Source organism: Clavibacter phaseoli, assembly GCF_021922925.1.
Taxonomy (GTDB): Bacteria; Actinomycetota; Actinomycetes; order Actinomycetales; family Microbacteriaceae; genus Clavibacter; species Clavibacter phaseoli.
This window is the reverse complement of sequence record NZ_CP040786.1, coordinates 1,051,294-1,064,341: the sequence shown is the minus strand read 5'-3', so window position 1 is coordinate 1,064,341 and position 13,048 is coordinate 1,051,294. Positions and strand designations below refer to the sequence as shown.

12 protein-coding genes are annotated in these 13,048 nt (G+C 73.3%); 8 read left to right on the top strand and 4 right to left on the bottom strand.

Annotation, left to right across the window (positions count from 1 at the left end; all coding sequences use genetic code 11):
- Positions 1-3 precede the first annotated feature (3 nt).
- Both FGI33_RS04950 and FGI33_RS04945 read left to right on the top strand, forming a co-directional pair.
- Entirely contained in the window at positions 4-1,284 is a 1,281-nt protein-coding gene (locus FGI33_RS04950; protein WP_119433910.1) for a Mur ligase family protein, read from the top strand.
- On the top strand, positions 1,281-2,015 hold the full coding sequence (locus FGI33_RS04945) for a type 1 glutamine amidotransferase (RefSeq protein ID WP_119433911.1): 735 nt from the start codon (positions 1,281-1,283) through the stop codon (positions 2,013-2,015). The genes FGI33_RS04950 and FGI33_RS04945 overlap by 4 nt, the downstream gene beginning before the upstream one ends.
- Positions 2,016-2,117: 102 nt before the next feature.
- Here the strand turns inward: FGI33_RS04945 and FGI33_RS04940 are convergent, their stop codons facing one another.
- Entirely contained in the window at positions 2,118-2,345 is a 228-nt protein-coding gene (locus FGI33_RS04940) for a DUF7455 domain-containing protein (RefSeq protein ID WP_012038337.1), read from the bottom strand.
- A 214-nt stretch (positions 2,346-2,559) separates the two neighbouring features.
- Here FGI33_RS04940 and FGI33_RS04935 point away from each other — a divergent pair, with 214 nt between their 5' ends.
- Entirely contained in the window at positions 2,560-4,638 is a 2,079-nt protein-coding gene (locus tag FGI33_RS04935) for a DNA gyrase/topoisomerase IV subunit B (protein ID WP_119433912.1), read from the top strand.
- Positions 4,639-4,719: 81 nt separating this feature from the next.
- Here the strand turns inward: FGI33_RS04935 and FGI33_RS04930 are convergent, their stop codons facing one another.
- Complete coding sequence (locus FGI33_RS04930; RefSeq protein WP_119433913.1) at positions 4,720-7,266, bottom strand: DNA gyrase/topoisomerase IV subunit A; 2,547 nt, start codon at positions 7,264-7,266, stop codon at positions 4,720-4,722.
- An 85-nt stretch (positions 7,267-7,351) separates the two neighbouring features.
- Here FGI33_RS04930 and FGI33_RS04925 point away from each other — a divergent pair, with 85 nt between their 5' ends.
- Positions 7,352-8,491 carry an alkaline phosphatase family protein gene (locus tag FGI33_RS04925; RefSeq protein ID WP_119433914.1) on the top strand — a complete coding sequence of 380 codons (1,140 nt, stop codon included), beginning with the start codon at positions 7,352-7,354 and terminating at the stop codon, positions 8,489-8,491.
- Between the two features lie 60 nt (positions 8,492-8,551).
- Here FGI33_RS04925 and sepH read toward each other — a convergent pair whose 3' ends face one another.
- The gene (sepH, locus tag FGI33_RS04920; RefSeq protein WP_237582341.1) at positions 8,552-9,742 is read right to left on the bottom strand and encodes a septation protein SepH; all 1,191 of its coding nucleotides are present in this window, start codon (positions 9,740-9,742) and stop codon (positions 8,552-8,554) included.
- A 325-nt stretch (positions 9,743-10,067) separates the two neighbouring features.
- Between sepH and FGI33_RS04915 the strand changes: the two genes are divergently transcribed.
- Positions 10,068-10,361 (top strand): DUF4193 domain-containing protein, encoded by a 294-nt coding sequence (locus FGI33_RS04915; RefSeq protein WP_012038342.1) that lies wholly within the window; start codon positions 10,068-10,070, stop codon positions 10,359-10,361.
- 47 nt (positions 10,362-10,408) lie between these two features.
- On the opposite strand, the gene FGI33_RS04910 is transcribed toward FGI33_RS04915, so the two are convergent.
- On the bottom strand, positions 10,409-10,858 hold the full coding sequence (locus FGI33_RS04910; protein ID WP_119435295.1) for a DUF3093 domain-containing protein: 450 nt from the start codon (positions 10,856-10,858) through the stop codon (positions 10,409-10,411).
- Between the two features lie 38 nt (positions 10,859-10,896).
- On the opposite strand from FGI33_RS04910, the gene dut reads away from it, so the two are divergent.
- The 3 genes from dut to FGI33_RS04895 are packed head-to-tail and all read left to right on the top strand — an operon-like array spanning position 10,897 to position 12,850.
- Entirely contained in the window at positions 10,897-11,367 is a 471-nt protein-coding gene (gene dut, locus FGI33_RS04905; RefSeq protein WP_119401168.1) for a dUTP diphosphatase, read from the top strand.
- Positions 11,364-12,056 (top strand): DUF3710 domain-containing protein, encoded by a 693-nt coding sequence (locus FGI33_RS04900; protein WP_119435294.1) that lies wholly within the window; start codon positions 11,364-11,366, stop codon positions 12,054-12,056. Before dut ends, FGI33_RS04900 begins: the two co-directional genes overlap by 4 nt.
- A 2-nt stretch (positions 12,057-12,058) precedes the next feature.
- Positions 12,059-12,850, top strand: a complete 792-nt coding sequence (locus FGI33_RS04895) for a DUF3159 domain-containing protein (RefSeq protein ID WP_237582340.1) — start codon at positions 12,059-12,061, stop codon at positions 12,848-12,850.
- Positions 12,851-13,048: the final 198 nt, after the last annotated feature.

Below are 13,048 nucleotides of genomic sequence, written 5' to 3'. Positions count from 1 at the left end.
GCCGTGCCGCTGCGCCTCGCCGTCGCCGCGGGACGGGCCGCCCGCTGGGCCGCCCGTCTCCGCGGCGGCGGTTCCGCCGTGCCCGGCGTCGTCGCCCTCCGGCTCGAGCCCCGCTTCCTCGAGCGGACGATCGCCGACCTGCCGCACGGCGTGGTCGCCGTCACCGGCTCGAACGGCAAGTCGACGACCACCCACATGCTCACCGCCGTGCTCCGCGCGCACGGGCTCCGCGTCTTCACGAACCCGTCCGGCGGGAACCTGCCGCAGGGCATCGCGTCCGCCGTCCTCGCGGACGCCGACGCCTCCGGGCGCCTGGACGCCGACGTCGCGGTCCTCGAGATCGACGAGGCCTACGGCGTCGCGCTCTCCGCTCTGCTCACGCCCCGCACGGTGCTGCTCCTCAACATCCAGATCGACCAGCTCAACCGGTTCCACGAGCCCGACCGCGTGGTCGGCATGCTCGATCGCATCGCCGCGACGGCGACCGAGGCGGTGGTCGCCAACCGCGACGACGCGCACGTCAACGCCATCGCCGCGCACACGGCGCGGGCCGGCCGCGCGGCCGTCGACTGGTTCGGCGTGTCCGAGGAGCTCCTCGGCGACAGCAAGCACGGGCTGGCGTCCGCCCCCCGCTTCGGATCCGAGGACCCCGACCCGGTGCACGTCGACGCGGGCGTCGAGGCCGTGGCCCTCTCGGGTCGCGACGCGGTGTTCCGACTGGCGTCCGGCGACCTCCCGGTGACGCTGCCCTCGCGCGGCCTGCACTACGCGGTCGACGCCGCGGGAGCGCTCGCCACGGCGCGCCGCGTGCTCGGCGACCTGTTCGACCCGGCCCGCGCGGCCGAGGGCCTGGGCTCCGTCGCCGCCGTCTACGGGCGCGGCGAGATGCTGCGCGCGGGTGACGAGGACATCGAGATCATCATGATGAAGAACCCGGCGAGCCTGCAGATGAACCTGGACGCGCTCGGCGACCCGCCCGAGCAGGTGCTGCTCGCCGTCGACGACGGGACCCCCGACCCGTCGTGGATCTACGACACCGACCTCTCCGCGCTCACGCACGCCGACGTCGTCTCGGGCACCAAGGGCTACCAGCTGGCGGTGCGCTTCGGCTACGAGGGCCTCGAGGTCGGCCGGGTCGAGCCCGACCTGCGCCGCGCCGTCCAGGCGTTCCTCGCGATGGAGAAGCCGTCCCGCGGCGTGAAGACCATGATCGTCAACTACGAGCAGATGATGGCGATCCGCCGCATCCTCGGGTACACGGACCTCGAGGGAGGACCCGCGTGAGCCACGCCCTGCGCATCCTGCACCTCTACCCCGATGAGCTCGGCATCAACGGCGACCGCGGGAACGTGACGGTGCTCGTCGAGCGCGCGCGCATCCGCGGGATCGGCTCGGAGGTCGTCCGGCACGCGCCGGGCGGCGGGGATCCGGGCGACGCCGACCTGGTCGTCGTGGGGTCCGGCCCGCTCACGGCGCAACGCGCGGTCCTGCCCGACCTCGTCGCGCACGCCCCGCGCCTCGTCGCCCTCCGGGAGGCCGGCGTGCCGATCCTCGCGGTGGGGGGCGGCCTCCAGCTCCTGGGGGAGTCCGTCCGCCTCACCGACGGCGGCGAGCTCGTGGGCGCCGGCGTGCTGCCCGTTCGCACCACCCTCACGACCGAGCGGCGCGTGGGCGACCTCGTGCTCGACACGGCAGACGGCGAGGTCGTCGGCTACGAGAACCACGGATCCACCCTCGACATCGGCGACCACGATCCGCTCGGCACGGTGCGCGCGGGCTTCGGCAACGCCGGCCAGGGCGGCGGCGAGGGCGTGCGCGTCGGAGCGTCGATCGGAACGCACCTCGGCGGCCCCGTCCTGGCGCTCAACCCGAGGCTCGCGGACGAGCTGCTGTCCGCCGCCCTGGCGCGGCACGGCCGGGAGCTGCCCGCCGACATCTCCGGGACGCTCGACCGGCTCGACGGCTGGGCGCGCGAGGCGCGCGCCACCGTCGTGGCCCGACCCGCGCACTACTGATCGCCGTCCGCTCGCGAGCGGGCCGGAGGACATGACGAAGGGCGCATCCCCGCCGGGGATGCGCCCTTCTCCACGCGCCGGCCGGAGCCGGGGCGGGTCGTCCTAGGCGCGCTCGTCGAGCAGGCGGCTCGACTCGTCGTGCCAGCTCGTGGCGATGGCCGACAGCTTCTCCTGGTACTTCTTGCCGTGGTGGGCGCAGAAGAGGAGCTCGCTGCTGTTCACCTCGACGCGGATGTAGGCCTGGGCGCCGCAGCTGTCGCAGCGGTCGTTGGCGGTGAGCTGGTGGTTGTCGAGCTCGTCCACGGGACGCTCGGTCGCGGTCGGTGTCATGTGATGCTCCCCTCCGGGTCGGGTCTGGGTCGAGCCGAATGGATCAAGTAGACCACGTGCTCCCGGGAGACTGCCCGACCGCGGGCGCCCGTTTCGCTCTGCGCGTATGGCGCGGGGCGGCGGAGGGCGTTTCGGAGGGGGAGGCGGCGGGCGGCGGTTAAGATCGTGGACGGCTCGCGTCCGGCGAATGCCGGACGTACATGGAGGACAGCACGTGGCAGCATCCGATTATTCCGCCCGTCACCTCTCCGTCCTCGAGGGTCTCGAGGCGGTGCGCAAGCGGCCCGGCATGTACATCGGATCCACCGACTCGCGCGGCCTCATGCACTGCCTCTGGGAGATCATCGACAACAGCGTCGACGAGGCGCTCGGCGGGCACGGCGACCTGATCGACGTGCGGCTCCACCCGGACGGCAGCGTCGAGGTGCGCGACACCGCGCGGGGCGTCCCGGTCGACATCGAGCCCAAGACGGGCCTCTCCGGCGTCGAGGTCGTCTTCACGAAGCTGCACGCCGGCGGCAAGTTCGGATCCGGCTCGTACGCCTCCTCCGGCGGCCTGCACGGCGTGGGCGCGTCCGTCGTCAACGCCCTCTCGGAGCGCCTCGACGTCGAGGTCGACCGCGGCGGCAAGACGCATGCCATGTCCTTCCGGCGCGGAGAGCCGGGCATCTTCGAGGACCAGGGCGAGGCGAGCCCCGACGCGCCGTTCCGCCCGTTCACGTCCGGGAGCGAGCTGCGGGTCGTCGGCAAGGTGCGCAAGGGCGTCACCGGAACGCGGATCCGCTACTGGGCCGACCGGCAGATCTTCACCCGCGGCGCGTCCTTCCTCACCGAGGAGCTGCTCGGCCGCGCGCGCCAGACCGCCTTCCTCGTGCCCGGGCTCCGCATCGACATCGAGGACCTGCGCGGCGAGCAGCCCGCGCGCGAGTCCTTCCGGTTCGACGGCGGCATCGCCGAGTTCGTGGACCACCTGGCCGTCGACGCGCCGCTCACCGACACGTGGCGGCTCGAGGGATCCGGCACCTTCACCGAGACGGTGCCCGTCCTCACCGACGGCGGCGCCATGGTGCCGACCGAGCTCACGCGCGAGTGCGCCGTCGACATCGCCCTCCGCTGGGGCACGGGCTACGACACCCGGTTCAAGTCGTTCGTCAACATCATCTCCACGCCCAAGGGCGGCACCCACCAGGCCGGCTTCGAGGCGGGCCTCCTCAAGTTCGTGCGGGCGCAGGTCGAGGCCAACGCGCGCAAGCTCAAGGTCGGCACCGACAAGCTCGAGAAGGACGACGTGCTCGCGGGCCTCACCGCCGTGCTCACGGTCCGCTTCCCCGAGCCGCAGTTCGAGGGGCAGACCAAGGAAGTGCTCGGCACGCCGGCTGTCCGCGCGATCGTGTCGCAGGTCGTGCAGAAGGCCATGGCGGAGCGCTTCGCGTCCCCGCGCCGTGAGGACAAGGCGCAGACCGCCGTGCTCCTCGAGAAGGTCGTGGGCGAGATGAAGTCGCGCATCTCCGCGCGCACCCACAAGGAGACGCAGCGGCGGAAGAACGCGCTCGAGAGCTCGTCGCTGCCCGCGAAGCTCGTGGACTGCCGGTCGAACGACGTCGCGAACAGCGAGCTGTTCATCGTCGAGGGCGACTCGGCCCTCGGCACGGCGAAGCTCGCGCGGGACAGCGAGTACCAGGCCCTGCTGCCCATCCGCGGCAAGATCCTCAACGTGCAGAAGGCGTCGCTGCCCGACATGCTCTCCAACACGGAGTGCGCCTCGATCATCCAGGTGCTCGGCGCGGGATCCGGCCGCACGTTCGACCTGTCGGCCGCGCGCTACGGGAAGATCATCATCATGAGCGACGCCGACGTCGACGGCGCCCACATCCGCACGCTGCTGCTCACGCTCTTCTTCCGCTACATGCGGCCGATGATCGACGAGGGCCGGGTGTTCGCCGCGGTGCCGCCGCTGCACCGCGTCGTGGTCATGAACCCGGGCTCGAAGCCCAACGACGTGATCTACACCTACTCGGAGCGGGAGCTCGCCGCCGTGCTCGCCCAGGCGAAGCGGCAGGGCAAGCGGTACCAGGACCCCATCCAGCGATACAAGGGCCTGGGGGAGATGGACGCCGACCAGCTGGCGACGACCACCATGGACCGCCGGAACCGCACGCTGCGGCGCGTGCGCGTCGACGACGCCGAGGCCGCCACGCGCATGTTCGAGCTGCTGATGGGCAACGACGTCGCGCCCCGCAAGGAGTTCATCATCGACGGCGCCGGATCCGTGCGGGACCGCATCGACGTGTGACGCGCGGGCCCCGAGCCGGACGCGCGGACGGCCGCGGACCACGAGGGTCCGCGGCCGTCCGCGTGCGTGGCGCCGACGCGCCTACGTCTCGAGCGGAGCCGAGCCGTCCTCCGCGGGGGACTCGACGACGCCCGCGGCCGCGCCCGACGCGGCGTCGGGTGCCTCGGCGGGGGTGACCGCCTGGCCGACGCTCCCGATCGCCTTCTCGAGCGGGATGCCCGATCCGTCGCGCTTCATGCCGGTGGGCGGCAGCTGCCGCACCTCGCCGGCGGGCCCGACCGCGAGAGCGGGCCCGGGGCCCACCCAGGCCAGCGCGAGGTGGTCCTCGCCCTTGAGGTAGGCGTGCGCGCGCACCCCGCCCGTGGCGCGGCCCTTGCGCGGGAAGTCGCCGAACGCGCTCACCTTGGCGCGGCCGGGATCCACCCCGGCGATGGTGGCGGAGGACGCCGAGATCGTCACGACCTGGGCGCCCTCGGGCGCGACGGACGAGAAGAACAGCACGCGCGCGCCGGCCGCGAGATTGACGCCGGCCACGCCACCCGCCTGGATGCCCTGCGGCCGCACCGACACCGCGGGGAAGTGCAGCAGCTGCGCCTCGCTGGTGACGAAGACGAGCTCGTCGGTCTCCGCCCCCTGACGCGCGCCGACGACCTCGTCGCCCTTCTTGAGCGCGATGACCTCGAACTCGGGCTTCGCGGGCAGGGCGGACGGGGCGATGCGCTTGACGACGCCCTGGCGCGTGCCCAGGGCGATCGCCTCCTCGGTGCCGAGCGCCACGAGCGCGACGACGCGCTCCTTCTTGTCGGCGAGACCCAGGTAGTCGCGGATCCGGACGCCTGCTCCCAGCTGCACGCTCGCGACGGGGACCACGGGCAGGTCGACGGGCGTCATGGTGATGAGCCGGCCGGTGTTCGTGATCGCGCCGATGCGCGTGCGGCTCGTGGTCTCGATGGCCGTGAGGACGGCGTCGTGGGAGCTGCGGCGGACCGTCTGCAGGGGCGTGCCCGGCGCGTCCGTCGGCAGGTCGACGCGGACCGCGCGGCCCGTCGTCGAGAGGAGCACCCGGCAGGGCACGTCGGCGATCTCGAGCACGGGCGCGGCGCGGCGGCTCGACGCCCCGGCGACGCTCGGCGCGGCCTCGGTGAGCAGGGTGCGGCGCGGCGTGCCGAAGCGGTCGGCCACCTCCTGCAGCTCGGTCGAGACGAGGGCGCGGAGCCGGCGGGGATCGGCGAGGATCGCCTCGAGCTCCGCGATCTCGGCCTGGAGCCGGTCGCGCTCCTCCTCCAGCTCGATGCGGCTGAACCGCGTGAGCCGGCGGAGGCGGAGCTCCAGGATGTAGTCGGCCTGCAGCGTCGAGAGGTCGAACACGTCCATGAGGCGGGCACGCGCCTGCTCGGTGTCGTCGCTGCCCCGGATGACCTGGATCACCTCGTCGATGTCGAGGATCGCGATGAGGAGGCCGAGCACGAGGTGCAGCCGCTCCTGCCGGCGGGCGAGCCGGTAGCGCGTGCGCCGCGTGACCACGTCGAGCCGGTGCGCCACGTAGACCTGCAGCAGCTCCTTCAGCCCGAGCGTCTGCGGGCTGCCGTCGACGAGCGCCACGTTGTTGATGCTGAAGCCGTCCTCGAGCGGCGTGTAGCGGTACAGCTGCTCGAGCACCGCCTCCGGGTTGAAGCCCGTCTTGATCTCGATGACGAGCCGCAGGCCGTGGGTGCGGTCGGTGAGGTCGGTGACGTTGGTGATGCCGGACAGCTTCTTGTTCTGGACGCCGTCCTTGATCTTCTCGATGACCTTCTCGGGGCCGACGAGGTACGGCAGCTCGGTCACGACCAGCCCCGACTTCCGCGGGGTGAGGCTCTCGACGGAGACGCGCGCGCGCGTCTTGAAGCTGCCGCGACCCGTGAGGTACGCGTCCTTCACGCCCGCGAGCCCGATGATCGTGCCGCCCGTGGGCAGGTCGGGCCCGGGCACGAAGGCCATGAGGTCGTCGAGCGTGGCGTCCGGGTGGTCGATGAGGTGGCGCGCGGCGCCCACGACCTCGATGAGGTTGTGCGGCACCATGTTCGTCGCCATGCCGACCGCGATCCCGCTCGCACCGTTGACCAGCAGGTTCGGGAACGCCGCGGGGAGCACGGCCGGCTGCATGAACGCGTTGTCGTAGTTCGGGACGAAGTCGACGACGTCCTCGTCGAGGCCCTCGACCATCGCGAGCGCGGAGGCGGCGAGCCGGGCCTCCGTGTAGCGGGGCGCCGCGGGGCCGTCGTCGAGCGACCCGAAGTTGCCGTGCCCGTCGATGAGCGGCACCCGCAGCGTGAACGGCTGCGCCATGCGCACCATCGCGTCGTAGATGGCGGAGTCGCCGTGCGGGTGCAGCTTGCCCATCACCTCGCCCGTGACGCGCGCGGACTTCACGTGCCCGCGGTCGGGACGGAGGCCCATCTCGCTCATCTGGTAGAGGATGCGGCGCTGCACGGGCTTGAGGCCGTCGCGCGCGTCGGGCAGGGCCCGGGAGTAGATGACCGAGTACGCGTACTCGAGGAACGAGTTCTCCATCTCGGTGGAGACGTCGACGTCCTCGATCCGCTCGGCGGGCTCGTCGGGCGTGGTGTTCGTGGTGGAGGGACTCATGGACTCTCTGGGTCGGGATCGGCGCGCGGCCGGATCGGCGTCGTCACGCGGGAGCGCGCCGGGCTGCTGTGGCAGACTGGGCCGGATGGCCCCCATGCTACCGGCGCCCGGATCCAGCCGGACGAGCCTCACCGCGGTCATGCCGGGCTGCCTCGCCGCCCTCGCGGGGGAGGAGTCGGAGGCCGGCCTCCCGCCCGTCGACCGGGCCGTCGTCGTCCTCGTGGACGGGCTCGGCTCCGCCGCCCTCCGCGCCCGCGCCGGGCACGCGCGCCACCTGGTGCAGGGCTGGCGGAAGAAGGACGTCGTGGACGTAGGCTTCCCCACCACGACGGCCGCCAGCATCACCTCGCTCACCACCGGCGTGCGGGCCGGGGAGCACGGCCTCGTCGGCTACAGCGCGCTGGATCCCGCGCACGACCGCGTCCTCAAGCTGCTGTCCGGGTGGGATGCGCAGAGCGTCCCGGAGGAGTGGCAGCCGGTGCCGACCGCGTTCGAGCGGGCGGTCGCCGCGGGCGTGCCCGCGTTCGTCGTCGGCTCGGCCCGCTACTCCGGCTCGGGGTTCTCCCGGGCGGCGCTGCGCGGGGCGACCTTCGTCGCGGCCGAGTCGATCGCGGAGCGGTTCGCGACCACCCGCGCCCTCATGGACCGGCAGCCGCGCGCCCTCGTCTACCTCTACGTCCCCGAGCTCGACCAGACCGCCCACGCGCACGGCTGGGAGTCGGATCGCTGGCTCCGTGCCCTCGAGGAGCTCGACCAGGCGGCAGGGCCGTTCCTCGACCGCCTCGGCCCGCGCGAGGGCGCGCTGATCACGGCCGATCACGGCATCGTCGACGTGCCCGCCGCATCCCAGGTCCTGTTCGACCGCGTCCCGGAGCTGGTCGCGGGCGTCCGCCACGTCGCGGGCGAGCCGCGCTGCCTGCACCTGCACCTCGAGCCGGGCGTCGACGCCGACGCCCTCGCCGACGCCTGGCGCTCGTCCGAGGGGACGCGCGCCCACGTGGCGACGCGCGCCGAGGCGATCGCCGCCGACTGGTACGGACCCGTCCGGGCCGGCGTGGCGGCGCGCATCGGCGACGTCGTCGTCGCGACGCGCTCGCTCATCGCCTACTACGACGGACGCCCGCGCGACCAGGGCGCCCGCCGCATGGTCGGCCAGCACGGGTCGTTCTCGGACGAGGAGCGCCTCGTCCCCCTCATCCGCGCCGGCGCGTTCGCGCGCGGCTGAGCGCCGCGACGTCGACGGCCGGGTCCGCCTCAAGGCGACCCGGCCGGACGACGGGAGGGATCAGGCCAGGTGGTCGTCGTCGCTGCGGGCGCCGAAGACGATCTCGTCCCAGCTCGGCATCGCCGTGCGTCCGCGTCGACCGGACGGCTTGCCGGAGCCGCGGGTCTCGCCGGAGCCGGGCGTGCGCAGGCCCTCGTCCTCGGCGTCGTCGCGCGGGCGGTCGCGCCCGGTGTCGATGCGGCCGATGCCGGGGATCACCGCGGACCGCAGCGGCGGCACCGAGCGCTGACCGCCGCGCGGGCGGGACAGCGGCTCGTCGCGCCGGGCGGCGGGCGCGGGCGCGTCGTCCGCGACCTCGTCGCCCTCGTCCTCGCGCGGCACGGACTCCCGCTCGCCGCGGCGGCGCCGGAGCGCCTCCAGCAGGTCGGCGGTCTCGTTCAGCTCGACCTGCGCGACGCGCGCCGGCTGCTGCGTGCCCGCGGGGTGGTTGCCCTGTCGTCCGAGGTGCGAGACGGCGGCTCCCTCGTCGCGGCGGGGCGCCTCCCACGGCTGGGGAGCGGTGTCCTGCGTGCTGGACGCGGTCGGCTCGGGCAGGCGGAAGGCACCGCTGTCGAAGCGCGTGACGCCGTCCTCCTGGTGCGTGTCCTGCGCCTCGGGCGGCAGCGCGCGGAGGCGGGGGATGAGGGCGCCGCGGATCTCGCCCTGCTGCGAGAGGGTGATCGCCTCGTTGTTGGCGGGGGAGAGGGCGTGCTTCTTCGCGTCGTAGGACCAGCGCGCGTCGTGGTCGATCTCCTCGCTCGTGAAGGCGACCTTCACGACCCATCCGCCGAGCTGCTCCTTCCAGCTGCTCCAGCGCACGTCCTGGGCGCCGAGCGACTCGAGGCGCTCCTCGATGACCTCTCCGAAGAGCGTGCCCTGGCCCATCGGATCGACCTCGATGGCCGTGTGCACGGGCACCTTCATCGCGCTGCGCACGACGTGCTCGCGCTCGGCGACGACGGGCCCCTCGAACTTGCGGACGTACTCCACGGACGCGCCGGTCTCCCGGGCGACGTCCTCGGCGCTCATGCCCTGGCGGATGAACGACTGGATGATGCGCGGCGCCGCCTTCCGCGTCGGGCCGCCGTCGGCGGACTGCCGACGCAGCGCGGAGCGGAACGCGTCGTCCATCACGAGGCGATGCCGGTCACCGCCCGCGGTCTCGACGACGAGGGCGCCGTCCTCGACTCCGACGATCTTCAGATCCTGCATGTGTTCCACGCCTCTCGCGCTCACTGGACGATTCACGATCGCACGAGTCGGCCCCTCTTCCGGGGAATACGCGTGGCGCGCCGCGACTTGAGTCCGACGAGAGCGCCGGAGGGCGGGATCACGGCCCCCGGACGCAGGTTGTTTGTGCGCGAACGGTGTACCGTGTGAGTCCGCATCCGCGGCCCGGGGACGGGCCGGCTCCCCGCATCCAAACCGCCGATCAGGGCCCCCGACAGGGGCCTCCGGACGGTTTGCTATCCGGATGCGATTCATGCAAACTGTGCCCGCCGATTCCGTTCGGCGGTTATTCGAGAAGTGGACAGGAATGGCAACTGATTACGACGCCCCGCGCAAGACGGAGGACGACTCCGACTCGATCGAGGCTCTGAAGGAGCGCGTCCCGGACCGCATGTCCGGGGTCGTGGACGTCGACGATGCCGACAACCCCGGGAGCTTCGACCTCGCCGGAGCCGACCTCTCCGACCTCGAGCTCGAGACGGTGGTGCTCCCGCCCCAGGCGGACGAGTTCACCTGCGTGAGCTGCTTCCTCGTGAAGCACCGCTCGCAGATCGACCACCAGGAGAAGCTCGGACCCATCTGCCAGGAGTGCGCCGCCTAGTGCGACGCCGGGCGACAGCCCCTACAGGCCCCGCGCCTGACCGAACGTCATGATCGCCGCGATCCCCGGATCGCGGCGATCAGTCGTTCCGGGGTGCGCGTGGACAGCAACCAGTAGGGAGCGGGATCCGCCGCGTCCAGGAGCGGCACCTTGACCACCGGGTCCACCCATCCGCGGATGACGAGGTACGCCCGCGCGTGCAGCCGCGTGCCGCGCTCGGCCGTCGCCTGAGCGCCTCGGAATGCCTCTGGCCCGCCGAGCTGGTCGACGTCGATGGACGCGCGACCGGCCCGCAGCCGCCCGTCCACCACCTCGATGACCGGGCTGGTGAGCACGAGCGTGGCGACGACGCCCGCGTACAGCACGATCGCGACGACCACCCCGGCGACGACGCTGATGGGGAGGAACACGAGCAGGCTCGCGGGCATGACGAGGGCGGTGGCGACGAAGAGCCAGGGAGCAGGCCACAGCCGCTCGCTGTAGGGGGATGCGGGCATGCGCCTATTGCATCAGATTCCTGCACTAGCCTCGGACCGTGCCCGATCCCGTCGACGTCCTCATCGCGGGCGACGCCCCGATCCCGGCCTACGCGCATCCCGGCGACGCCGGCGCGGACCTCGTGAGCGCGGAGTCCCTGCGCCTCGAGCCCGGCCAGCGGGCCACCGTCGGCACGGGCGTGTCGATCGCCCTCCCGGACGGGTACGCCGCCTTCGTCCTCCCCCGCAGCGGCCTCGCCGCGCGCCACGGCATCACGATCGTCAACGCGCCCGGCACCGTCGACGCGGGGTACCGCGGCGAGATCCGCGTCACCCTCCTCAACACCGACACCGAGGCCGCGTACGATGTCGCGGTCGGCGACCGCATCGCGCAGGTCGTCGTCATGCCGGTCAGCCGGGTGCGCTTCGTGCCCGTCGAGAAGCTGCCCGGGAGCCACCGCGGCACGGGGGGCTTCGGCTCCACGGGCACCGGCGCCCTCCCCGTCCGAGACCCAGGAGACCGAACATGACCGACGAGAACGCGAACCAGCCGGACGACGCCGCCCTCGCGGACGACGCCGAGCACGCCCTGGACGCCAAGTCCGCGCCCGACGACCGGGCCGACGAGGGGCCGCTCGACGAGACCGAGGCGAACCCCGTCCGACCGTACGTCGACCTCGGCGGGATCAAGATCCTGCCGCGCGAGGGCCTCCACCTTCGCCTCGAGGTCGCCGAGGGCACGCAGCAGGTCGTCGCGATCGGCCTCGACTTCGCCGAGTCCAGCCTCCAGGTGCAGCCGTTCGCCGCGCCGCGCTCGAGCGGGCTGTGGCACGAGATCCGCACGACGATCGGGGAGCAGATCCAGCGGCAGGGCGGCACGACGCGCCTCGCGGACGGACCCTTCGGTCCCGAGCTCCACGCCGTCATCCCGGTCGTGCAGCAGCCCGGCCAGCCGGCGGCCAGCACGCGCGAGGCCCGCTTCATCGGCGTGGACGGCCCGCGCTGGTTCCTGCGCGGCGTCATCACCGGACGCGCCGTGACCGATCCCGAGGCCGCCGCCGCCGTCGAGGACCTCTTCCGCAGCGTCGTCGTGGTGCGCGGATCCTCGCCCATGCCCCCGCGCGACCTCATCCCGCTCAAGATGCCCGCCGCTCAGGTCGGCACCACCCCGGGCGCGGCTCCGGCCGGCGAGAGCCCGGCCCCCGCGCTGGGCGCCTGAGCGTGTCGGGCGAGGGTCCGCTCGAGCGGGATCCCCGACGTCCCGACCATGCCGACGGGCCGTCCGAGCCCGACGACGCGTCGCGCGCATCCGCGCCCGCACCCGGTGAGGCCCTCGGCGCGAGCATGGCGCAGGCCGCGGAGCGCGCGGGCCTCGGGCGGGCCGCGCGCGGCGAGACCATGACCGCCGCGACGCTCCTCGCCGCGATGGGCGGGATCCGGGGCGTCCTCGAGGCGATCGTGCCCGGGCTCCTCTTCCTCGTCGCCTTCACGATCACCCGCGACATCGTGCTCTCGGTCGCCGTGCCGGTCGTCGTCGCGGTCGTCGCGGTCGTGGCCCGGCTCGTGCAGCGCTCGGCCGTCGCCCCCGCGGTGGGTGGGCTCGTCGGCATCGTCATCTCCGCGCTCCTGGCGCTCCGCTCGGGGGAGGGGCGCGACTTCTACGCGCTCGGCCTCTGGACGAACGGCGCGTACTTCGCGGTGCTCCTGGTCTCCGTCGTGGTCGGCTGGCCGCTCGTCGGGGTCGCCGTCGGCTTCCTCATGGGAGACGGCACGGCGTGGCGGCAGGACCGCAGGAAGGCCAGGGCCCTCCGCCTCCTCACGCTCGTGTGGGTGGGCTTCTTCGCCCTGCGTCTCGCCGTGCAGCTCCCGCTCTACCTCTCCGACTCCATCGACGCGCTCGGCGTCGCGCGCCTGGTGATGGGCACGCCCCTCTACGGCGTGCTCCTCGTCCTGTCGTGGCTGTTCGTCCGGGCCGTCTACGCCAAGGACCCGGCGGCACCGGCCGCCGGCTGAGCCGCCGCTCCTCTCCATCCCACCGGCGTCGACGGCGCGGCGATGACCGCGCGCCGCGGCGACCGGCCCGGCGACGCGATGGTAGATTCATCTCGACGTCGAGATACATCGGCGCCGTCCCGCCTCGCGTCGGCGTGCCCGATCAGGGTCGCCTTACTGGACCCGGCCGCGGCGGGCGACCAAGATCGGATGACGGGC

What these genes read in the sequence shown, in the direction of transcription:
- FGI33_RS04940 (WP_012038337.1), bottom strand. Translation starts at nt 2,345, where the DNA reads ATGACACCGACCGCGACCGAGCGTCCCGTGGACGAGCTCGACAACCAC.
- FGI33_RS04930 (WP_119433913.1), bottom strand. Translation starts at nt 7,266, where the DNA reads ATGAGTCCCTCCACCACGAACACCACGCCCGACGAGCCCGCCGAGCGG.
- FGI33_RS04925 (WP_119433914.1), top strand. Translation starts at nt 7,352, where the DNA reads ATGGCCCCCATGCTACCGGCGCCCGGATCCAGCCGGACGAGCCTCACC.
- sepH (WP_237582341.1), bottom strand. Translation starts at nt 9,742, where the DNA reads ATGCAGGATCTGAAGATCGTCGGAGTCGAGGACGGCGCCCTCGTCGTC.
- FGI33_RS04915 (WP_012038342.1), top strand. Translation starts at nt 10,068, where the DNA reads ATGGCAACTGATTACGACGCCCCGCGCAAGACGGAGGACGACTCCGAC.
- FGI33_RS04910 (WP_119435295.1), bottom strand. Translation starts at nt 10,858, where the DNA reads ATGCCCGCATCCCCCTACAGCGAGCGGCTGTGGCCTGCTCCCTGGCTC.
- FGI33_RS04900 (WP_119435294.1), top strand. Translation starts at nt 11,364, where the DNA reads ATGACCGACGAGAACGCGAACCAGCCGGACGACGCCGCCCTCGCGGAC.